This window comes from Streptomyces sp. NPDC001002 (assembly GCF_053599215.1).
This window is the reverse complement of record NZ_JBSFLV010000070.1, coordinates 14,601-35,432: the sequence shown is the minus strand read 5'-3', so window position 1 is coordinate 35,432 and position 20,832 is coordinate 14,601. Positions and strand designations below refer to the sequence as shown.

Genomic DNA, 20,832 nt, shown 5'->3' with positions numbered 1-20,832 from the left:
GGCGAATACAGGTGCGCGGCAGACGACCGACGGCACGACGTGGCACTTGCGCAGCGTGGTTCAGGCCGCATCGTGGAAGACGAGGCCCAACGCCCGCCGCCGGCCGGAGCGAACGGTGCTGACTCCGTGCCGCATCGCTCCGGCCGACCAGCCACGGCTGCCGCGCACCGGCCGATCCCGAGTCGTGAACACCAACCCGTGGCCCTGCCGCAACGCGGTCGCCGTGCCCCGGGACTGGGCCCGCGGCCGCTGCTCCACCATCAGGAACTCGCCGCCGGTGTAGTCGGAGTCGTACACGTCCAGGCCGACGACGACCTGGAGGGGGAAGACCAAGTCGCCGAACACGTCCCGGTGGAGGGCGTTCCAGTCGCCCTCCGTGTAGTGCAGCAGGATCTGCGCCGACCGGTCCTGACCGGCCGCGTGGCACAACTCCAGCCACTCCTCCAGGTCGTCCGGCCAGGGCGCCGGACGGCCGAGCCGGGCCGCCCAGTCACGGGCGACCGGCAGCAACCGCGGGTAGAGGGCGGCGCGCAGGGCGGCCACCGGAGCCGGCAGTTCGTGGGTGAAGTAGCGGTACTCGCCGGAGCCGAACCGGTGCCGTGCCATGTCGACGGTGGTCCGGAACAACTCCGGCTTCTCGTACAGCGCGGCCAGGTCACCGCACTCGGCGGGCGTCAGCAGCGGCCCGGTCGGCGCGCTGCCGTATGTGTCCAACTCGGTGGCGAGCGCCGCCCAGTCGGTGTCGGCCACGCGCCTGCCGGCTTCAACGGTGTTGAGGGACATGGCGTCTCCTCCCGTCACAGCAGCGTCGGCTGCAGCGCGCCCTCGTGCGTGAGCAGCCGCACCTTGCGCTCGACTCCGCCCGCGTAGCCGCGCATCGAGCCGTCGGCGCCGATCACGCGGTGACAAGGGCGGACGAGCAGCAGCGGGTTGGCGCCCACCGCCGCACCCACGGCCCGGACTTCGGCGCGCGGCACGCCGAGTCGTTCGGCGAGTTGCCCGTACGTCGTCGTGTCGCCGTACGGGATGTCGTCCAGTGCCCGCCACACCCGCTGCTGGAACTCCGTTCCCGCGGGGGCGAGTTCGAGCGCGAAGCGGGTGAGGCGGCCGGCGAAGTAGTCGGCGAGTTGCCGGGAGGCCTCCCCGAACGCCTCGTCGTCCCTGCGCCAGTCGGCGCGGACGGTGGGCGCGTTCCGCTGCCCCGGCATGGACAGCGAGGTGAGCCGTGAGTTCTCGCCCACGAGCAGCAGTTCCCCGAGCGGGCTGTCGATCGTCGTGTACGTCGTTTCCATGGCTCCAGTCTGCTGCGCCGAGCGGCCCGGGACCGGCGGGATTCGGACATCGCCCTCGTACCGGAGTAGCCCTTGACGGTACCTTGGCGCAGGCGCTGTGAGCAGCACTTATTTACGATCGAGTACCCCGGCGGTACCGTATGCGCATGCCAGCTCTGAATGTGGAGTTCAGCGATCGCGAACTAGAGGATCTGAGGCAGATCGCCAAGGAACGCGGTACGTCGATGAAGGCGCTCGTGCGCGAGGCGGCCGCGGCCGACATCGCCAGGCACCGCGCTCTGCAGGAAGGCGCGGAAGCCTTCCGGCGCTTCTTCGCCACGCATGCCGACGAGTTCGCCGCCGCCTTCCCCGACGACGAACCACCCACGGCCGGCGAGGGGCGGGTCGCCTGAGTGATGGCATCCGTCATCCACATCGACGTGCCCTGGCTGCTCCAACGGCACGAAGAGGTACTGCCCGAGCAGCCCACGATCAACGACTTCTCCGCCCTGGTCGCCGCCGTCGCCCGCCACCGCGTCGACCCGCCCCGTCTGGGCACGGACTCCGACCCCGCCTGGCGGGCCGCCGCGCTGCTGCACACGCTGGCCCTGCTGAAGCCCCTGCCGTCGGCCAACGCCCGCTTCGCGTGCGCGACAGCGGTGGCCTACATGTTCGTCAGCGACGTCGGCATCGACCCGCCCTACGGCGCACTCGTCGACCTCGCCCGCGATCTGATCTCCGGTAAGACCGACGTGTACGGCGCGGCCGACCGGTTGCGCTCCTGGCAGATCTGAGGCGCGGAGTTCTGAGCCGCGGAGATCCGAGGCGCGCGGATCCGAGGTGTACGGGCCGCGCGAGCCGAGTCCGGTCCCGGGGCCGCCGACCGAGGGCGGGAGGAACAAGGTCGGCGGCCCGGATGGGCGCGGGAGAGCCGCCGTTCCGCGCCTGGCCTCCGAGAAGGGCCGGTCCCATCTGACTACGCCGGCGCACCGCGCGGGGAGCGCGCGTGGCGCTCCGGCGCGTGCATGTGTTTCACACGGGGCGCATGGAATGCCGAATGGTGGCGAACACGAACTGACTTGCCGCCGTATCAGACTTCCGTTCAATGAGGCCGATGTTGCCCAAGTGCCTTGTTGGTGATGAGTGTGTTGTGCAAGGGTGAACCACCTGTGCGGGGGGTAATGGCCGGGCTTCGTTCGACCTATGGGGATCCGGGTCGAACGGACGTAGCTGAATTTCACGCTCCTCGTGCGCGCCGTCCAGAAGGTATGCACCACAGGGGGCCTTTCGGCGGTCACCGCTCACGTGCCCCATGTGTGGGAAGGAATCCGCTCCGTGTCCACCCCCCACCCCCCTCAGCCCCCTTACCCGCCGCCCGGCGGGGTTCCCGGAGAATCCGACGAGAACCTCGCGGCCATGCTCGGCGGCCGTCCCGACGGTGAGGTCACCCATTCCGTCGCGCTGCTCATGGCGCGGCACTGGCCGTCAGCCCACGACTACGGGTCGATCTGCCTCGCCTCCTCGGGCGACGTCGTCTCCATGGTGACCTCGGCCGCCTTCCACCAGGTGCTCGACCGGCTGGCGCTGGGCGAGCCCGGCGTCGCGCTGCGCCCCAGGATTCTGCTGGCCGTGCGGGACACCGCCCGGGTGTGGTCCGCCGAGGACCGAATATCCGCGGTTCTGCCGCAGTTGCAGAAACCCGCCGGCGGACGCGGTATGCGTGACGCCAAGTCGATGACACCCGATAACCGGAAGCTGGCGGAGCGTTCATTTCACGCTCTTCCCGGACTCGCCCGGTGTTTGCTGTGGCACACCGAGGTCGAGGCGGAGTCGATTTCCGTTCCCGCCGGACTGCTCGGCATGGATACCGACAGCGCGTCGGCGGCACTCGAACAGGCGCGGGAAAAACTCCGCGAGGGTTGTGTACATGCCCATCGGGAACTCGCCCCGTCCAAGGAATGCAGCTACTACAGCCGCCTCCTGGATGTTTCGCTGCGCCGGGGCGGCACGCTGCTGCCGGATGTCCAGCAGCATCTGTCGGTGTGCCGCTACTGCCGTTTCGCCGCCGAACAACTGGGCCAATTCGACGGCGGGTTGGGGGTGCTCCTGGCCGAGGCGGTACTGGGCTGGGGTGCCCGCCGCTACGTGGACTCACGCCCCGGGCGCACGCCGGGGGAGTCCCGCGGCGCGCGCAGCGTCGGCCGGCACGGCGGCGGACGCCACCGGGTCCTACCCCGCATCACCTTGCCGCTCCGCCGTCCGCCGGGGTCGCCGCGATCCTCGCGCACCCTGATGACGGGCGTGGGCGTCGTCTCGGCCGGGGTGATCGTGACGCTGGTCGCCGCCGGAATGTGGTCCCACGACAGCGGAGTGGACCCGGCCGCCTCCAACAGCGCGAGCGACGGCACGTCACCGAGCGCAGGGACCCAGTCGTCCCCGGGCACCGCCAAACTCCCCACGGCGGGCGGCCAGTCCAGGCTGCGCAATGTGGCGGCCGACCTCTGCCTCGACATCAACGGCACCGTACGGGCCGGTGCCGGGGCCGAACTGGCGGCCTGCTCCGACGTCCGGACCCAGCAGTGGTCGTACGGCGAGGACGGGCTGCTGCGCAGCGCCGCCGAGCCCGATCTGTGTCTGGACTCGCACGTGGACGCCGGTGTGGTCGTCCTCGGCACCTGCGCCGACGAGAAGGCCAAGCGTGCCGACGACGTCCGCTACGACTTCACCGTGCAGGGGGAGGTGGTGCCCCGCTGGGACGACAGTCTCGCCCTCGCCGCCACCACGGACGCCCCCGGTGCCGACATCGTTCTCAAGGTGCGGGACCGCTCCACCGGGCAGCGCTGGGTGGGCGACGCGCAGACCACGGCGAGCCCCAGCTCGCTCGCGGTCACGCGGACCGAGGAACCGCCCGCACAGGAGCCGGCGGAGCTGAACCGCCGGACGGCGTAGGGGGAGCGGGGTGGCTCAGGCAGGTCCCTCGACGAGGTCGGCGGCGCCGATCGTGGCGGGCGTGGCGTGTCCGGTGAGGGCGAGGGTGAGGTCCAACTCGGCGAGCAGGCAGCGGATCACGTGCTCGACGCCCGCCTGTCCGTCGAGGCCGAGCCCGTAGACGTACGGCCGCCCCACGAGCACCGCCCGGGCCCCGAGCGCGAGGGCCTTGAAGACGTCGTCGCCGGTGCGGACGCCGCTGTCGAAGAGGACGGTCAGCCGGTCGCCGACCGCCTCGACCACCCGGGGCAGCGCGTCGGCCGCCGCCACGGACCCGGCCACCTGCCGGCCTCCGTGGTTGGAGACGACCACGCCGTCCATCCCGGCGTCGGCGGCGAGCCGGGCGTCGTCGGGGTGCAGGATGCCCTTGAGGACGATCGGGCCGTCCCAGTTCTCGCGCAGGAACGCCAGGTCGGGCCAGGTCTTGCCGGGGTCCGAGAACATGCCGACGAAGTGCATCACCGCCGCGTTCGGATCCTCGGCGACCGGCTTGGCGAGGCCCGCCTGGAACGCCGGGTCGGAGAAGTAGTTGGCGGTGCCGACGCCGTGCAGGAACGGCAGATAGGCCTGGTCGAGATCGCGCGGGCGCCAGGCCAGCAGCGGGGTGTCCAGCGTGACGACCAGTGCGGTGAACCCGGCCGCCTTCGCCCGGTTGAGGAAACTCCGGGCCACCTCCGGGTCTTTGGGCCAGTACAGCTGGAACCAGCGCTCGGCGTCCCCCATCGCCTCGGCGACCTGCTCCATGGGCGTGCTGGACGCGGAGGACAGGACGAACGGCACCCCCTGCGCCGCGGCGGCCCGGGCTGCCGCGGACTCGGCGTCGGGGTGCATGATCGACAGCACGCCGACCGGCGCCAGGGCCAGCGGCGCGGGTAGGGCACGCCCGAGCACCTCGACCGACAGATCCCGCTCGTGCACGTCCCGCAGCATGCGCGGCACGATGCGGCGCCGCTCCAGCGCGGCCCGGTTCGCCCGCGCCGTGCTGCCGTCACCGGCGCTGCCCGCCACATAGCCGACCGGGCCGGGACCGAGCCGTTGCTCGGTGATCTCCTCCAGCCGCGTGAGATCGGTGGGCAGCCGCGGGACCGCCCCCGACATCCCGTTGAGATAGATCTCGTACTGGAAGTCCGCCCAGTGCTTGCCCATGGAGCCATCCCGCCTCTCGTCGCTGAGAACGCGCTGCACCCGAACGATACTGGCGAGTAGCCGCAGGTCCGAGCCCCGGGTGCGGACTCGGGGCGGCAGTCAGCGGATGGTGGGCGTCAGCGCGCGGTGCCCGACTCGTGCAGGATCCGGGCCAGTTCGGCCGGCTCGGAGAACATCGGCCAGTGACCGGTGTCCAGGTTCACCAGCTCCCATTGCTCACCGCGCAGCAACTCGGCCACGGAAGGCGGCGGTTCCGGACCGTCCAGCAGGCACTTCACGTACGTCGAGGGCAGGTCGCCAGGGGAGCCGGTCAGCACGGCCGGTTCGGTGAGCGAGGCACCAGGGTGCGGGGTGCCGGCGGTGACGATCCGGGCGATCTGCTCGTCCGTGAGGCCCTGCCCTGCGTAGTCCTCGGCGTCCAGCGGCGGCCAGAAGCCGTCGTGCTCGTCGATCGACTTGCGGACGTGGTCGCTGGGCCAGTCGTCCAGGAAGGACTCTCCGTCGGTGGGGAGGTTCGCGTCGATGTACACGACTCTGCGCAGCCGGTCCCCGATCCGTTCGGCGGCCTGACCGACGGGAACACCTGAGTAGCTGTGCCCGACCAGGACCACATCGCGCAGGTCGAGCCGCTCGACCTCGTCGACGATGTCCTGGACGTGCGTCTGCTGCCCGGCCGGAACCCCCTGCTTGTCGGCCAGTCCCGTCAGAGTCAGGGGATGAGGGTCGTCCCCGGCCGCACGCAGCCCGTCCGCGACCTCGTCCCACGCCCACGCACCCAGCCAGGCGCCCGCCACCAACACGAATTGAGTCATGCCCGCAACGTAGCCGAGGGGTCTGACAACGCCCCCTCGTCGGCCTCCGTGCCGGGACCCGTGATCGGCGGTACCGGCACCTCCACGGTCCGGGCCAGCCGCGCGCCCTCGGGTCCGTACACCGCTCGCGGCTCGGGGAAGATACGCAGCAGCGACAGGAACAGCACCGCCGCAACGACCAGGGACAGCGGCAGGCTGATGTCGACGCCGTTGGCCAGATCGCCGAGCGGGCCGACGAACTGGCCCGGGATGTTGGTGAAGAGCACGCCGATGACGGCGGAGACCCACCAGGCGGTCATGCCCCGCCAGTTCCAGCCGTGCGCGAACCAGTAACGGCCGCCGCGCTGACGGCGGTTGAAGACCTGGAGGGCGTCCGGGTCGTACCAGCCGCGCCGGGTGAAGAAGCCGAGCATCATCACGACCATCCACGGTGTGGTGCAGGTGATGATCATCGTGGCGAAGGTCGAGATCGACTGGACCAGGTTCAGGCCGAACCGGCCGACGAAGATGAACGCGATCGACAACACGCCGACCAGCACGGTCGCCTGCACGCGCGAGAGGCGCGGGAACACCGACGAGAAGTCCAGGCCGGTCCCGTACAGCGCGGTCGTCCCCGTCGACATGCCGCCGATGAGCGCCAGCAGACACACCGGCAGGAAGTACCAGGTCGGCGAGATCGCGAGCAGTCCGCCCACGAAGTCGGGGGCCGCCGGGTCGACGTACTTGGGGGCCTTGGTCGCGATGATGCTCGCGGTCGTCAGGCCGAAGAGGAACGGCACCAGCGTCGCGATCTGCGACAGGAACGCGGCGCCGACCACCCGGCGGCGCGGAGTGCTCGCCGGGATGTAGCGCGACCAGTCACCGAGGAAGGCCCCGAACGACACCGGGTTCGACAGCACGATCAGGGCGGCGCCGATGAACGACGGCCAGAACAGCGACTGGGTCGCCGCGTCCGCCGAGTCCGTGAAGACACCGGCGTACGACGGGTCGAAGTCGCCGGCGAACGCGAAGGCGCCGACCAGGAACAGCACCGTCGCCGAGGTCACCGCGACCTTGTTGACGAACAGCATGAACCGGAAGCCGTACACGCACACCGCGAGGACCAGGACGGCGAACAGCGCGTACGCGACGACGTAGGAGAGGTCGCTGCGTTCCAGGCCGAACAGCCGGTGCGCGCCGCCCACCAGGGCGTCGCCCGAGCTCCACACCGAGATCGAGAAGAAGGCGATCGCCGTGAGGAGGGACAGGAAGGAGCCGACCACGCGCCCGTGGACGCCGAGGTGGGCGGAGGAGGAGACGGCGTTGTTGGTGCCGTTGACCGGGCCGAACACGGCCATGGGGCACAGGATCAGCGCGCCCGCGACGACCCCGAGGAGGGTGGCCGCGAGCCCCTGCCAGAAGGAGAGGCCGAACAGGATCGGGAAGGCGCCGAGGACACAGGTGGAGAAGGTGTTGGCACCGCCGAAGGCGAGCCGGAACAGGTCGAGCGGGGTCGCGGTGCGGTCCGCGTCGGGGATGCGCTCGACGCCGTGTGTCTCCACCTCGGTCAGGGACGGGGGCGGCGCGGCGGGGGAGTTCGAGGGCAGGGACGACAAGATGGGCTCCGGCGTGGCTACAGGCGTGGAGCGCGGGGGTCGGCGCGGTGGGCGGTGCGGACGGCCGTAGCGACGAGCTGGGGGTGGGCGGGTCGACGGGTGGCGTCCGGCGGGCGTCTGCCGACGTTAAGGCCCCGGACGTCACCCGTACCAGTGGACGTTTCATCCATCTTCGGCGTCCTTGGTGGACGAATCGTTCACCTCCTCGACGTCCGGGCCCTGGGCCCGCACCCGCTGGACGTGTTCGAGGGAGTCCCGCAGTTCGGCGAGCCAGTCGTCGGTGTGGCGCTCGACCAGGCGTACGCACCAGGCGAGGGCCTCGCTGCGGCTGCGGGCGACTCCGCCCGCGATCAGGGTGTCGAGGACCTGGCGCTCGGGCTGGCGCAGCCGGGTCATGACGGGCGCGGCGATGTGCGTGAACAGGGCGCGCTCGCCGCCCACTTCCACACCCCAGGAGACCTTCCGGCGGAACCGGTGCTCGGCCTCGCGGGCCACCTCGATCCGTGCCTCGCGCGTGCGCTCGCGGAACTCCTGGACGCGGCCCTGGATGGCCGCCTCGCGCTCGGCCGCCGAGGCGTCCGCGGCGAGCGCGGGTTCGGGGACGCGGCCGATGACGGTGATCTCCTCGCGGTCGACCGTGAGCTCGACCGGTCCCTCGAAGAGGTCGTCGGGGATGCGGCCGGCGAACCAGCCGCGCACCTTCTCGTGCTGCTCTGTCGTAATCATGTAATGACGATTACTCGGCCCCGCCGTGAACGCAAGGGATCGCGGCGGAGTCAGCCGACAGCTCAATCGGAATGTTTCAGGCCTATTAACGAGGCCAGGTAAATCGGCCAGTCGACTGTTTTCGGCGATCAAGATCCGTGCGGTTCCTGGGTCCGTACGTTCGAACACCGTAACTTCGCGCCACTGATTCAATACGCAAGGTTACTGAAACGCATGGGGTCGAGGTGTGTTTCCGCGGCGGACTCGGCAGACTCGCGCTCGCCGGTCCGGCACCAACCCGATGAGGTCCGGCTCACCCTCGAAACCAGCGGAAGGATGCACACGATGCGGAACACCGCGCGCTGGGCAACGACCATCGCTCTCACGGCCACCGCCGTCTGCGGCCCCCTCACCGGAGCCGCCCTCGCGGCCCCGGCCACCACCGCCCCCGCCTCGCTCTACGCCCCCTCGGCCCTGGTGCTGACCATCGCCCACGGCGACAGCTCCGCCACCGCCGCCCCGCAGCGCGCGGTCACCCTGACCTGCGCCCCGACGGCTTCGGGCACGCACCCGGCCGCCGTCCTGGCCTGCGCCGAACTGCGTGGTGTCGGCGGGGACCTCGACGCGCTGGCGGCGAGAGACGACGTGCTGTGCACCCGGGAGTACGACCCCGTCGTCGTCACCGTCGACGGAGTCTGGCAGGGCAAGCGCGTCTCCTACGAGCGCGCCTTCGCCAACGACTGCGTGAAGACCTCCTACGGGACCAGCGTCTTCAGCTTCTAAAGACCGGGGTCGCGTGGTCCCCGCGTCCACGTGACGCGGCTCGCGGATGGGGAGTGCGAGCTCCGGACGCGGGGACCCCGGCGATCTCGCACCAGGGGTCGGCGGGCGGTGTGGGGCTGCCCGCCGGCCCCTGGCTTTTTTACGTGCGTTCCTCTCTCACGTCCGCTCCTCGGGCCCTTCCGGCAGGTCCGGGAGCGGTGGAAAGCGGCGCAGTAGTCCAGCCCCCGCCAGCAGTCGGTGCAGGCGCGGAGCGTCCGAGACGATCCGCAGCCGGCCGTCGCGCTCCCTGGCCCGCGCCTCGGCCCGGCACAGGACGCGCAGGCCGGAACAGTCGAAGAACTCCACCGCGCGCAGATCGACCAGCACGTCAGGACGGGCCCCCGAGGTCGCCGCGTCCAGGTGCTCGCCGAGGGACTCCGCGGTCGCCAGGTCGATCTCGCCGAGCGCCTCGACCACGGTGAAGGGACCGTCCGTCCGGGTCCGGGCGTGCGCGTTCGCCGCGGGCGGCGCGGAACCGACGAGGTTCGCGGCCGTGCCCTCGGAGGGTTCGGGGACGCGGTCGTGGGCATCCGGCGTCATGTCCGCTCCACCTGGCAGGCGCATTCGATCTCGGTAGTTACCCCGGCCGGGCGCGGAACATCCCTGTGGGGCGATCCGCAAGACCGGGTTCACTCGACCCGGTGAATTGCGGCGGAAACGCTTGACGGATGGCAGCGAGGAGGGGCCACTCGTCTCCCTGCGGACGGGTGGCCCCTCGTATGTGGGCGGCTCAGCTGCCGGTGATCACATGTGGACGACCGGTGCCGCGTTCTCGTCCTGCTGCGGCACTCCGCGCCGGAAGAGCAGGAAGGTGATCACGGCACCCGCCGCGAACATGCCCGCCGACCACCAGAACGCGGTGGTGTAGCTCTCGATGGTCGCCTCGGCCTGGACCAGCTTGCTGGTCGCGTCCTTGCCGACCAGGTACGAGGTCGCGGCGCTCGCGGCGAGCGTGTTCAGCAGCGCCGTACCGACCGAACCGCCCACCTGCTGCATGGCGTTGACCGAGGCGGAGGCGACACCCGCGTCCTCGGCCGCCACCCCGCCGGTCGCCAGCTGCATGGCCGGCGGCATGACCAGACCGAGGCCGATACCGGTGATGACCAGCTGTGGCAGCACCGCGCTGACATAGCTCGACCCGTTGTCGATCCCGGTCAGCCAGGCCATGCCGATCGCGGCGACCGCGAAGCCCAGCGGGACGATCACCTTCGGGCCGATCCGCGGCACCAGGACCGTGGTGCCGAGCTGGGCCGCCACCATCAGTGCCGCGACCATCGGCAGGAACGCCACACCGGTCTTCGTCGGGCTGAAGCCGAGGTTGAGCTGGAGGTAGTAGGTGAGGAACAGGAAGACACCGAACATGCCGCCGCCGGAGATCAGCAGGGCCAGGAACGAGGCGCCGCGGTCGCGGTCGAGCAGGATGCGCAGCGGCAGCAGCGGGTGCTCGGCCCGGGTCTGCCACCAGGCGAAGGCGGCCAGGAACACACCGCCGGCGATCAGGAAGCCCCAGGTGAGCGGCGAACCCCAGTCGTGCGTCTCGGCGTTGGAGAAGCCGTAGACCACCGAGAACAGACCGCCCGCGACCAGGACCGTGCCCGGCACGTCGAGCTTGGAGCCCCCGGCGTCGCGGTGGTTGGTCAGCAGCATCCAGCCGGCCGCGAAGGCGATGAAGGCGATGCCCACGTTCACGTACAGCGTCCAGCGCCAGTCGAGCGCGTCGGTCAGCAGACCGCCGAGCAGCAGGCCCACCGCGCCACCGGCACCGGCGATGGCGCCGTAGACGCTGAACGCCCTGGCCCGCTCCCGTGCGTCGGTGAAGGTGGTGTTGAGGATCGACAGCGCGGCCGGTGCGAGCAGCGCACCGAAGGCACCCTGAAGGGCACGTGCGACGACCAGCATGCCGAAGCCCTGGGCGGCGCCGCCCAGGGCGGAGGCGACGGCGAAGCCGACGATGCCGATCAGGAACGCGGTCTTGCGGCCGAAGAGGTCGGCGATACGTCCGCCCAGCAGCAGCAAGGACGCGAACGCGAGGGCGTAGGCGGTGACGATCCACTGCCGGTTGCCGTCGTTGAAGCCGAGGTCGGCCTGGGCCGACGGGAGGGCGATGTTCACGATGGTGGTGTCGAGTACCACCATGAGCTGTGCGAGGGCGACGACCGCGAGGATCCACCACCGCTTGCTGGTGGACGCGGCGGTTCCCGCCGACGTCTCGACTCCCTTGTGGGAGCCCTCGGTAAGGGTCTTCTCGGACATGGAGAACCACTCCAGGGAAAGTCGTTCGGAGGTGTGGGCAAAGAGCTAGTAAACGAAACGGTTTCGTACACGTCGAGGCTAGACCACTTTCTGCGAAACGGCAACGTTTCGCTTCAGGGGTTGCCCGAGAGGGCAGTCGAGGAAGGAATCCGCCATGGCCACAGAGCTCACCGGCACCTATCTGACCCTGGACGACGGCCGACCGGCCGTCCGCTTCAGCCGCATTCACGATCACCCCGTCGAGCACGTCTGGCAACTTGTGACCGACGCCGACGAACTCGCCCGCTGGTTCCCGTCCCGCGCCGAGATCGAGCCGCGTCCCGGCGGCACCATCACCTTCAGCGGCGACCCGAACATGCCCGAGTCCACGGGTCGAGTGCTCGCCTTCGACGCGCCCCGGCACCTGTCCTTCGCGTGGGGCGGCGACGAACTGCGCTTCGATCTGGAGGAGTTGGACGACAAGCGGACCCGCTTCACCCTCACCGACGTCCTGGAGGCCGCGGACACCGCCGCCCGCAACGCCGCCGGCTGGGAGGTCTGCCTGGCCGCCTTCGACGCGACGGCGCGGGGCGAGCGGTCCGAGGGGCCGCACGCCGGGACGACCGCTTCCTGGAAGGACTTCTACGCGGCGTACGTCGAGGCCGGCGTGCCCTCCGGAGCCCCCGTCCCCGGCCTCGACTGAGCCTTCACGCCAGCTGTCGGCGCACCAGCTCGTGCAGCCGGCCGCCCGTGTCCGCGAGCAATTGGGCGGGCGGGCCCTGCTGGGCGACCTTGCCGTCCTCCATCACGATGACGCGGTCGGCGTCGAGCACGGTCGACAGTCGGTGGGCGATGACGACACGGGTGGCGTTGAGGGCCTTGGTGGACTCGATGACCGTCCGCTGGGTCTCGTTGTCGAGGGCGCTGGTCGCCTCGTCGAAGAAGAGGATCCGGGGTCGGCGGATCAACGCCTGGGCGATCATGAGGCGTTGGCGCTGGCCACCGGAGACCGAGCCGCTGCCCGAGACGATCGTGTGCAGCCCCATCGGCATCCGCTTGATGTCCTCGGCGAGCCCCGCCATCTCGGCCGCCGCCATGGCCTCCTCCGGCGTGTACGGCTCGGTGCCGCAGATGACGTCCATGATCGAGCCGGTGAACGGCTGGGCGTGCTGGAGCACCACGCCGCACTGCCGGCGCACTGCCGACTGGTCGAGCGCCGCCAGGTCCTGACCGTCGTAGAGCACATTGCCCGAGACCGGTCTGTCGAAGCCGATCAGCAGCCGTAGCAGCGTCGACTTGCCGCAGCCGCTGGGGCCGACGATCGCCACGAACTCGCCCGGGCGGATCGCGAAGGACACGTCGTCCAGCACCAGCGGCGCGTCCTCCGCGTACCGGAAGGAGAGCCCGCGCGTCTCGATCGCGCCCGTCAGAGGGCCCGGCCGGGTGCTCGCCGTGCGCACCTCCGGGGTCGCGTCGAGGACGGGCTTGATCTCCTCGAAGAGGGGCAGCGCGGACACCACCGAGACGAAGGCGCCGGTGAGTTGGGTGACCGAGGTCAGCAGCATCGTCACCGAAGTGTTGAAGGTGAGGAACGCGGCGGCCGACATCGATCCGCGCGCCGGACCGGCGAGCAGCATGAACATCAGCAGGGTGCATACGGGGAGATAGACCGCGCCCATCACCGTCGTGAGGTTCTTGATCCGGCCGACCCGCTGCTGGAGCTCCCGGCTGCGCGCGAACTCCGAGGCCCAGGCCGCGTACGCGTAGTTCTCGGCGGCGGCCACCCGCAGCTTCGGGAGGCCGCGCAGGGTCTGGAAGGCCTGGTTGTTGAGCTTGTTGTTGAGGACCACGAGTCGGCGCTGCCAGCGCACCTGCCACAGGCCGAGGCCCAGGAACGCCCCCGCGATGACGACGAGCATGCCGATCGCCGCCAGCGCCATCGACGGGCTGTACCAGAACAGCAGTCCCAGGTTCATCGCGCCGATGGTGAGTGACTGGGCGACGGTGGGCCCGATGCCGGCCATCATGCGGCGGATGGCGCTGATGCCCATCGCCGCGCTGGCCAGTTCGCCGGTCGAGCGCTCCGTGAAGAACTTCGTGGGCAGCCGCAACAGGCGGTCCCAGACGGCCGGTTGGAGCGTGGCCTCGATCCGGCCCTCCAGGCGGAGGATGGTGAGGTTCTCCAGCAGCATGAAGGCCGCCGCCACCACGCTGGTCATCATCACGGCCAGACAGACCTGCACGATCAGATGCGTCTGCGCCTTCGGCACGAACTCGCCCAGCACCTTGCCGGTCGCGATCGGCACCAGCGCGCCGATCGCGACGGTCACCAGACCGCCGAGGAGCAGGCTGGTGAGGTCGTTGCCGGTGCCCCTCATGCTGAACCGCAGCAGCTTCAGGGGACTGAGGCCGTGATCGGGCAGCGGGCGGTAGAACATCACCGCGCGCGGCTCGAACTCCTCCGCGTTCGCCTTCTCGATCGGCGTCTCACGGCCCGTCGCCGGATGCACGGCCACATAGCCGCCGCGCCGCCACAGCAGCGCGACCGGCGCACCGGACAACGCCCGGTGTCCCACCAGCGGCCCGACGTTGTCACGCCACCAACGGCCGTCCAGGCGTACGGCCCTGGTCCGCACCCGGGAGGCGATCGCCACCTGCTCCACCGGGTCGAGCCGGTCGCTCTCCGTGCCGCTCCGCGCGGGCTCGGACAGGGTGATCCCGGCGGCCTGGGCGACCAACTTGCAGGCCGCGTACGAGGCGTCGGCGTCGGCGGAGGTCGTGCGCTTGGAGGACTTGCCGATGGAGGCCAGCAGCGTCCGGTCGGCCTGGGCGCGCACGGCCTCACCGGCCTTGATCCCGGCGGCGGTTCGGGTCTCGTGGGTGCGCTCCAGCTGCTCGATCCAGCGGTCGAGGGTGGTGAGCAGCCGGTACTGCTGGTCGACCATGCTCTGCCAGACCGCCGGATCCATCAGCAGGTCCGCGGCGGCTTCGGCGCCGTACAGCGAGCCGTACTGCACGCTGCCGGGCGGTACTTGCATCCAGAAGACGTCGTCGTCGGTGAGTTCGGCGGCGCGTTCGCCGGCCGTCGGCGCCTGGAAGAGGACGGCCATGCTGCGTCCGACGCCGAGGGCGAGGGCGTACTCCAGCGGGCTCGTCGTCGGCGGGACGTACTGGGCGTTGCCGTACTCGTCGTAGGACCAGGTCTGGGTGTCGGCCGTCTGGTACAGCTCGCGCAGGCCGATGCGGTGCACCACGCAGTCGCGCAACGGGCGGGCCACCAGGGTGTGTTGGGGCCCGGCGACCGGTCCGAGGAGGAGCGAGCCCGCCTCCAGGCGGCCGAGGTGGTGCCAGTGGCCCTGCTGCACGGCATCCACCGCGAACAGGTCGAGACTGCCCGCCGCGATCAGCCACAGCACCTGCGGGCCCTCCAGGTCGAGCCGGGGCAGGCCCGAGCAGTCCACCAGGGTGCCCATGGAGCCGAGCGCGCCGAGTACGAGGTCGCCTTCGTGTGCCGTCGTCATCTCAACGCTCCCTGACCAGCGCCGCGTAGGCGCCGCCGTGCGCCACCAGGTCCTCGTGGCGCCCGCGTTCCACGATCGTGCCGTGCTGGAGCACGACGATCTCGTCGCTGTCGCGCACGGTGCTGAGCCGGTGGGCGATCACCACACAGGCGCAGCCGCGCCTGCGCAGGTTGTCCATCACGACCAGTTCGGTCTCCGCGTCCAGCGCGCTCGTCACCTCGTCGAGGACGAGGATGCTCGGTCGGCGCACCAACGCCCGCGCGATCTCCAGGCGTTGGCGCTGTCCGCCGGAGAAGTTGCGCCCGTCCTGCTCGACCCTGCTGTGGATGCCGCCGGGCCGGCGCGTCACCACGTCCAGGAGCGCCGCGTCCCGCAGCGCGTCCACCACCGCGTCGTCCGGGATCGACGGGTCCCACAGCGCCACGTTGTCGCGCACCGACCCCTCGAAGAGGAAGACCTCCTGGTCGACGAAGGAGACCGAGGCCGCGAGCGCCCCGCGCGGGATGTCGTCCAGGCGCTGGTCGTCGATGCGGATCACGCCCTCCCACGGCGTGTAGAGACCCGAGATCAGCCGGGACACCGTGGACTTGCCGCTGCCCGAGCCGCCGACGAGGGCGACCTGCTGGCCGGGGCCGACGGTCAGGTCGAAGCCGGTGAGCAGGGGCTTGTCGAGCGGGTTGTAGCCGAAGGTGATGTTCTGGAGCTCGACGTGCCCCTGGAGGCGGCGCGTGGAGTCGCCGGCGCCGGGGCGGTCGTAGAGCGGGTCGGCCTGGAAGTTCTCGACGTCCTTCAGCCGGGCCACATCGGCGGCGAAGTCCTGGATGCGGCCCGCGACGCCGTTCAGGCGCGTGATCGGCGCGGTGAAGCGGGTGACCAGGGACTGGAAGGCGACCAGCAGGCCGACCGAGATACCGCCCTCCACGGCCCGCATACCGCCGATCCACAGGATCAGCGCGCTGTTCAGCGAGGCCAGCGTCGGCGCGACCACCCCGAGCCAGGCACTCGGCACACCGAGCCGCTGCTGCTCCTCCAGCGTGGTGGCGTGCTGCCCGGCCCACTTGCGGAAGTAGCCGTCCTCGCCGCCGGTCGCCTTCATCGTCTCGATCAACTGCAGCCCGGTATAAGCGGTGTTGGTCAGCCGCGCGCTGTCGGCCCGCAACTTCGCCGTCCGGGTGGCCCGCAGCCGGATGACCACCCGCATCGCGACGATGTTCAGCAGCGCGACACCGATCCCGAGATACGTCAACTGCGGGTCGTACGTGTAGAGGAGCACGGCGTAGAGGACGACGACCACCGCGTCCACGCCCGCCGCGGCGAGATCGCGGGCCAGGGTCTCGGCCACCTGGTCGTTGGACTGCAGCCGCTGGACCAGGTCGGCCGGGCTGCGCTGGGAGAAGAAGGTCACCGGCAGGCGCAGCAGATGGCGCAGGAAGCGGGCGCTGGAGAGGGTGGAGGAGATGATGCGGCCGCGCAGCAGGTTCGCCTGCTGCAGCCAGGTCAGCACGATCGTGAGCAGCACGCTCGCGCCCATCGACGCGAACAGCACGCCGAGGAGCGAGGTCTGACCCCCGATCAGAAACATGTCGATGTAGGTCCGGCTCAGCGCGGGCACCGCCGCGCCGACCAGGACGAGCAGCAGACTCGCCAGGACCGCGGCCGGCATCGTGCCCGCCGTGCCGCGCAGCCGGGCGGGCATCGCGCCCAGGATCCCCTGCTTGCGGCCGCCCTTGGTGAAGTCGTCGCCCGGCTCCATGACCAGCACGACGCCGGTGAAGCTGCCGTCGAAGTCCTCCATGGGGACGAAACGGCGGCCCTTGCCCGGGTCGTTGATGAAGACTCCGCGGCGGCCGAAGCGGCGGCCCATGCCGTCGTAGACGACGTAGTGGTTGAACTCCCAGAACAGGACGGCCGGTGTCTGCACCTCGGCGAGGGCGGCCGTGTCCATCTGCATGCCCTTGGCGGTGAGGCCGTAACTGCGGGCCGCCTTCAGCAGGTTGCTCGCGCGGGAGCCGTCCCGGGAGACACCGCAGGCGATGCGGAGTTCCTCCAGCGGGACGTGCCTGCCGTAGTGGCCGAGGACCATCGCGAGCGAGGCGGCGCCGCACTCGACCGCCTCCATCTGGAGCACGGTCGGTGTCCGGACGGTCTTCGCCCTGCCTTTGGGCACCGGGCGTTTGGGCGGAGCGGTGCGGCGTCTGCTCCGCGTCTCCTGTGCGGTGCTCACGGCAGCAGCCAATCGACGGGACGCTGATCGGCCAGCCGGATCGAGCCCGTGGCCATGGTCATGGAGGTGAGGGCGAACGGCGGTCCGTCGGCGGACGACCACTTGTAACCGCTCTTCGTGCCGGACGACTTGTCCAGCCGGACCAGCACGGCCACCGGCCTGCCCTTCTTGGTGAACTGCTCGCCCAGCTGGCTGTCCCCGAGGAACGCGCCGATCTGCTGGGCCGATTGGGCGGAGCGGTCCACAGACTTCACATGGCCGCGCAGGACTCCGTACTCCTGGGTCGGCACCGAGGAGACGGTCAGGTCGACGGCGGCGTCCGCCGGAATGGAGGCCGCGTTCTCGGCGGGCACGTACACCGTGGCGTAGAGCGGGTCTTCTGCGTGGGCGACCTTCTCGACCGCGGCGACATTGGCGCCGGTCTGGATGATCTGGCCGATGGTGGCGGCGAGCGCGGTGATCCGGCCCGCGGCGACCGTCCGGACGACCGCACTGCCTTCGCTCGTACGGACCTTGAGGACGGGGGAGTCGGCCGGCAGCCGTACGCCCTCCTTCGCGAGCACCGCCGTGACCTGGCCCGCGACCGGGCTCTGCAGGATGTAACTGCCCTCCCCGTGCGTGAGGACGGCCGGTGCGCCGACCGTGGAGGCCACCGAGCCGGTCACCGCCCACACGGAGGCGGCGGCCATCGCGACCACCGTCACGGACAGCACGAGCCAGCCCTGCGGGCGGGCGAAACGCACCGGGAGGTCGAGATCCTCCGGTGACTGGAGCTTGGTGAGGGCCTGCTGGCGGAACTGCACGGGGGCTTCCCTTGATTCAGGGCGTCTGCTGACTCAGGGCATCTGCTTCAGGGCGTCCGAGAGCCCCGAAGCCGGGTATCGGCTCCGGGGCTCAACGGCACAGAAGGTGCGATCAGAGACCGGCGACCAGGTTGGTGACCGGGGTGGTGTTCAGGCCGGTCGTGGCCTCGACGGTGCCGACCACGGTGTCGACCAGGCCGGAAACGGGGACGATGCCGTCCACCAGGCCGGTGACGTTGCTGACGGCGTTCACGGAAAGGCCGCCGGAGACGTTGTCGAGCTCGGCGTCGGAGATCTCGACGGTCTGAACCTGGGGGGTGGAGTTCATGATGGAACTTCCCTTCGTATGGATATTCAGCAAGGGGGAGCGGCCCCTCTGGGGACAGATGGACGCCGCGACCGCGGACGCCTGACGCCCGTTTCCGGGAGCCGTGGGCGGACCCTGCGGTGCGATGGATCAAAGCACGCGGCGGGTACGGGCTTCCAATCAACCAAACGTCTCACCAGGGCACTTGGGCCCCAGGGACACCATTCCGTGCAGGAGTGCGCACGCCTCCCGGGCGAGTTCTTCACATGGCTCACGGCATCGGTTCACACGAGGGCTTGCGGCCCTCACGGCGAATGCGACACTCCCGCCCCAATGACATGGCGGCCGCCGTCCCTGTGTGGAGAACCTCCGCCCACGGTGACTTGGTTGGGTAGTCGATGTGCAGATTCGCTGAAGCCGGGATTCCGCTCCGTGATCGGAACGGACCGTTGTCGACCGGTCGCTGATCGTGTCGGCAAGCCGTTGCCGAGTCGCCGATGGGTCGTCGGTGCGCACCGCTTCGATCAGGACATCCGAGTCGGTCACCGCAGCGTGGACACGGTGTGGATACGGCATGGACAGGGCGTGGTGGCGACGGGAAGCGCTTGCCCGGCGGGCCGACGAGTCACGCGCGGGTCATGGCCGATTCGTCGTAGGGCAAAGCGAGTTGGCAAACGGAATTGAACGCACCAGACGGCACGTGCGTACCAACAGCCAACCAGGCGCCCCGAACAGAACAGCTGCCGGACGGCGGCACCCACACTCCGGTCCCCCAGGAGGTCGAGTAGTTTGAGTCACAAGCGAATTCCGAAGCGCAAGGTCGCGATCGCGGCAGGCAGCGTCGTGGCGCTCGGCGCGGCCGCAATACTGCTGCCGAACGCCAACGCGTCGCAGGACAGTTCGACCGACGCGGCTCCCAAGACCCTGAAGGCGACCGACGCCTCGGATCTCGCCGCCCAGCTTCAGGATCTGCTCGGCCAGGCCTTCGCCGGTTCGTACTACGACTCCGGCAGCCAGCAGTTGGTCGTCAACGTCATATCCGGCGACAACAACAACGTGATAGTCCAGGCCGAGAAGGCCGGCGCCAAGGTCCGCGAGGTCGACAACAGCCTCGCCGCGCTGAAGACCGGTGCGCAGACCCTCAAGACCGACGCGACCATCCCGGGCACCGCCTGGGCGCTCGACGCACGCACCAACAAGATCGTGGTCACCGCCGACAGCACGGTGACCGGCGCCAAGTGGAACCAGCTGGAGTCCACGGTCCAGGGCCTCGGCGACGGCATGGCGACCCTGAAGAAGTCGGCCGGCACCTTCAAGCCCTTCGTCTCGGGCGGCGACGCGATCTTCAGCCAGGTCGAAGGCGGCACCGTCCGCTGTTCCCTCGGCTTCAACGTGACCGCGAGCGACGGCGCCCCGGCGTTCCTGACGGCCGGCCACTGCGGTGTGGCCGCCAAGCAGTGGTCCGACTCCGAGACCGGTGAGCCCATCGCCACCGTCGACCAGGCCACCTTCCCCGGCGAGGGCGACTTCTCGCTGGTGAAGTACGACGACCCGGCCACCGTGGCGCCGAGCGAGGTCAACGTCGGCGGCGGCCAGACCGTCCAGATCGTCCAGGCCGAGGAGGCCACGGTCGGCACGCAGGTCTTCCGGATGGGCAGCACCACCGGTCTGAAGGACGGCACGATCACCGGTCTGGACGCCACGGTCAACTTCCAGAGCGAGACCGACCCCAACGGCGTCGACACCGTCACCGGGCTCATCCAGACCGACGTCTGCGCCGAGGCCGGCGACAGCGGCGGCTCCCTGTTCACGCAGGACGGCGGCGCGGTCGGCCTGACCTCCGGCGGCAGCGGCGACTGCACCGTCGGCGGCGAGACCTTCTTCCAGCCGGTGACCACCGCCCTCGCGGCGACGGGCGCGACGCTGGGCGACGCGGGTGCGGGTGACGCCGGTGCAGGTGACGCGGGTGCGGGTGACGCGGGCGCCGGTGACGAAGGTGCCGTCGACCCGAGCGCGAGCGCGGGTGACGAGGGCGTCGGTGGCGACGAGATCGGCGGCGAGGAGTCGGGCGCCGCGGTCGACCCCTCCGCGACGGCGGGCGACGAGCAGCAGGGCGCCGGGGACGACCTGAACGGGACGGGTCAGGAGGACCAGACCGGGAACGGTGTGGACGACGGCTCGCAGCTCACGGGCTCGCACTGAACCCTCCGTCGGTAGGCGAGGGGATCGGTAGTTGATCGGCTGCGGCGCCGTCGTGGCTGGTCGCGCAGTTCCCCGCGCCCCTTTAGGGCGTTGGTGAGCCGTTGCCCATTCCGGCCGGCTTGCTTGATCCACCCTGACCGAGGGCCGACCATCGGGCCCCACCCCGTTGGCCCTCGGTGCGGGTTCCCCCACACAGACCCACTG

At 70.5% G+C, this 20,832-nt stretch carries 18 protein-coding genes; 6 read left to right on the top strand and 12 right to left on the bottom strand.

Annotated features, from left to right (window positions below; translation table 11 throughout):
• Positions 1–60 precede the first annotated feature (60 nt).
• On the bottom strand, positions 61–783 hold the full coding sequence (locus ACWDR3_RS28410; protein ID WP_450355409.1) for a 2OG-Fe(II) oxygenase: 723 nt from the start codon (positions 781–783) through the stop codon (positions 61–63).
• A gap of 14 nt (positions 784–797) precedes the next feature.
• A complete protein-coding gene (locus ACWDR3_RS28405) occupies positions 798–1,292 on the bottom strand; it encodes a methylated-DNA--[protein]-cysteine S-methyltransferase (RefSeq protein ID WP_450355408.1) in 495 nt (164 codons plus the stop codon).
• A gap of 146 nt (positions 1,293–1,438) precedes the next feature.
• Here ACWDR3_RS28405 and ACWDR3_RS28400 point away from each other — a divergent pair, with 146 nt between their 5' ends.
• From ACWDR3_RS28400 to ACWDR3_RS28390, 3 genes are all read left to right on the top strand, one after another.
• Complete coding sequence (locus ACWDR3_RS28400; protein ID WP_450355407.1) at positions 1,439–1,684, top strand: hypothetical protein; 246 nt, start codon at positions 1,439–1,441, stop codon at positions 1,682–1,684.
• Positions 1,685–1,687: 3 nt separating this feature from the next.
• The gene (locus tag ACWDR3_RS28395) at positions 1,688–2,065 is read left to right on the top strand and encodes a toxin Doc (RefSeq protein WP_402343825.1); all 378 of its coding nucleotides are present in this window, start codon (positions 1,688–1,690) and stop codon (positions 2,063–2,065) included.
• A 541-nt stretch (positions 2,066–2,606) separates the two neighbouring features.
• Complete coding sequence (locus tag ACWDR3_RS28390; RefSeq protein WP_450355406.1) at positions 2,607–4,220, top strand: RICIN domain-containing protein; 1,614 nt, start codon at positions 2,607–2,609, stop codon at positions 4,218–4,220.
• A gap of 15 nt (positions 4,221–4,235) precedes the next feature.
• Here the strand turns inward: ACWDR3_RS28390 and ACWDR3_RS28385 are convergent, their stop codons facing one another.
• The 4 genes from ACWDR3_RS28385 to ACWDR3_RS28370 all read right to left on the bottom strand — a co-directional run bounded on the left by ACWDR3_RS28385 (position 4,236) and on the right by ACWDR3_RS28370 (position 8,538).
• Positions 4,236–5,405 (bottom strand): lactate 2-monooxygenase, encoded by a 1,170-nt coding sequence (locus tag ACWDR3_RS28385; protein WP_450355405.1) that lies wholly within the window; start codon positions 5,403–5,405, stop codon positions 4,236–4,238.
• A gap of 116 nt (positions 5,406–5,521) precedes the next feature.
• Positions 5,522–6,217: an alpha/beta fold hydrolase gene (locus tag ACWDR3_RS28380; RefSeq protein WP_450355404.1), complete on the bottom strand. Its 696-nt coding sequence runs from the start codon at positions 6,215–6,217 to the stop codon at positions 5,522–5,524.
• Complete coding sequence (locus tag ACWDR3_RS28375; RefSeq protein ID WP_450355403.1) at positions 6,214–7,812, bottom strand: purine-cytosine permease family protein; 1,599 nt, start codon at positions 7,810–7,812, stop codon at positions 6,214–6,216. The genes ACWDR3_RS28380 and ACWDR3_RS28375 overlap by 4 nt, the downstream gene beginning before the upstream one ends.
• A 162-nt stretch (positions 7,813–7,974) precedes the next feature.
• Positions 7,975–8,538 carry a hypothetical protein gene (locus ACWDR3_RS28370; protein ID WP_450355402.1) on the bottom strand — a complete coding sequence of 188 codons (564 nt, stop codon included), beginning with the start codon at positions 8,536–8,538 and terminating at the stop codon, positions 7,975–7,977.
• 324 nt (positions 8,539–8,862) lie between these two features.
• Between ACWDR3_RS28370 and ACWDR3_RS28365 the strand changes: the two genes are divergently transcribed.
• Entirely contained in the window at positions 8,863–9,300 is a 438-nt protein-coding gene (locus ACWDR3_RS28365; RefSeq protein WP_450355401.1) for a protease inhibitor, read from the top strand.
• A gap of 156 nt (positions 9,301–9,456) precedes the next feature.
• Here the strand turns inward: ACWDR3_RS28365 and ACWDR3_RS28360 are convergent, their stop codons facing one another.
• Positions 9,457–9,879: an STAS domain-containing protein gene (locus ACWDR3_RS28360; RefSeq protein ID WP_450355400.1), complete on the bottom strand. Its 423-nt coding sequence runs from the start codon at positions 9,877–9,879 to the stop codon at positions 9,457–9,459.
• A gap of 204 nt (positions 9,880–10,083) precedes the next feature.
• Complete coding sequence (locus ACWDR3_RS28355) at positions 10,084–11,592, bottom strand: MFS transporter (RefSeq protein WP_450355399.1); 1,509 nt, start codon at positions 11,590–11,592, stop codon at positions 10,084–10,086.
• A gap of 154 nt (positions 11,593–11,746) precedes the next feature.
• Between ACWDR3_RS28355 and ACWDR3_RS28350 the strand changes: the two genes are divergently transcribed.
• A complete protein-coding gene (locus ACWDR3_RS28350) occupies positions 11,747–12,274 on the top strand; it encodes an SRPBCC family protein (protein ID WP_450355398.1) in 528 nt (175 codons plus the stop codon).
• Between the two features lie 4 nt (positions 12,275–12,278).
• Here ACWDR3_RS28350 and ACWDR3_RS28345 read toward each other — a convergent pair whose 3' ends face one another.
• The 4 genes from ACWDR3_RS28345 to ACWDR3_RS28330 all read right to left on the bottom strand — a co-directional run bounded on the left by ACWDR3_RS28345 (position 12,279) and on the right by ACWDR3_RS28330 (position 18,447).
• Positions 12,279–15,092, bottom strand: coding sequence for an NHLP bacteriocin export ABC transporter permease/ATPase subunit (locus ACWDR3_RS28345; protein ID WP_450355397.1), 2,814 nt, complete (start codon positions 15,090–15,092; stop codon positions 12,279–12,281).
• A gap of 1 nt (position 15,093) precedes the next feature.
• Positions 15,094–17,316: an NHLP family bacteriocin export ABC transporter peptidase/permease/ATPase subunit gene (locus ACWDR3_RS28340; RefSeq protein ID WP_450355396.1), complete on the bottom strand. Its 2,223-nt coding sequence runs from the start codon at positions 17,314–17,316 to the stop codon at positions 15,094–15,096.
• Entirely contained in the window at positions 17,313–18,119 is an 807-nt protein-coding gene (locus ACWDR3_RS28335) for an HlyD family efflux transporter periplasmic adaptor subunit (protein WP_450355395.1), read from the bottom strand. Before ACWDR3_RS28335 ends, ACWDR3_RS28340 begins: the two co-directional genes overlap by 4 nt.
• A 112-nt stretch (positions 18,120–18,231) precedes the next feature.
• On the bottom strand, positions 18,232–18,447 hold the full coding sequence (locus ACWDR3_RS28330; protein WP_450355394.1) for a type A2 lantipeptide: 216 nt from the start codon (positions 18,445–18,447) through the stop codon (positions 18,232–18,234).
• 768 nt (positions 18,448–19,215) lie between these two features.
• Between ACWDR3_RS28330 and ACWDR3_RS28325 the strand changes: the two genes are divergently transcribed.
• Positions 19,216–20,628, top strand: a complete 1,413-nt coding sequence (locus ACWDR3_RS28325; RefSeq protein ID WP_450355393.1) for a S1 family peptidase — start codon at positions 19,216–19,218, stop codon at positions 20,626–20,628.
• The last annotated feature ends 204 nt before the right edge of the window (positions 20,629–20,832 follow it).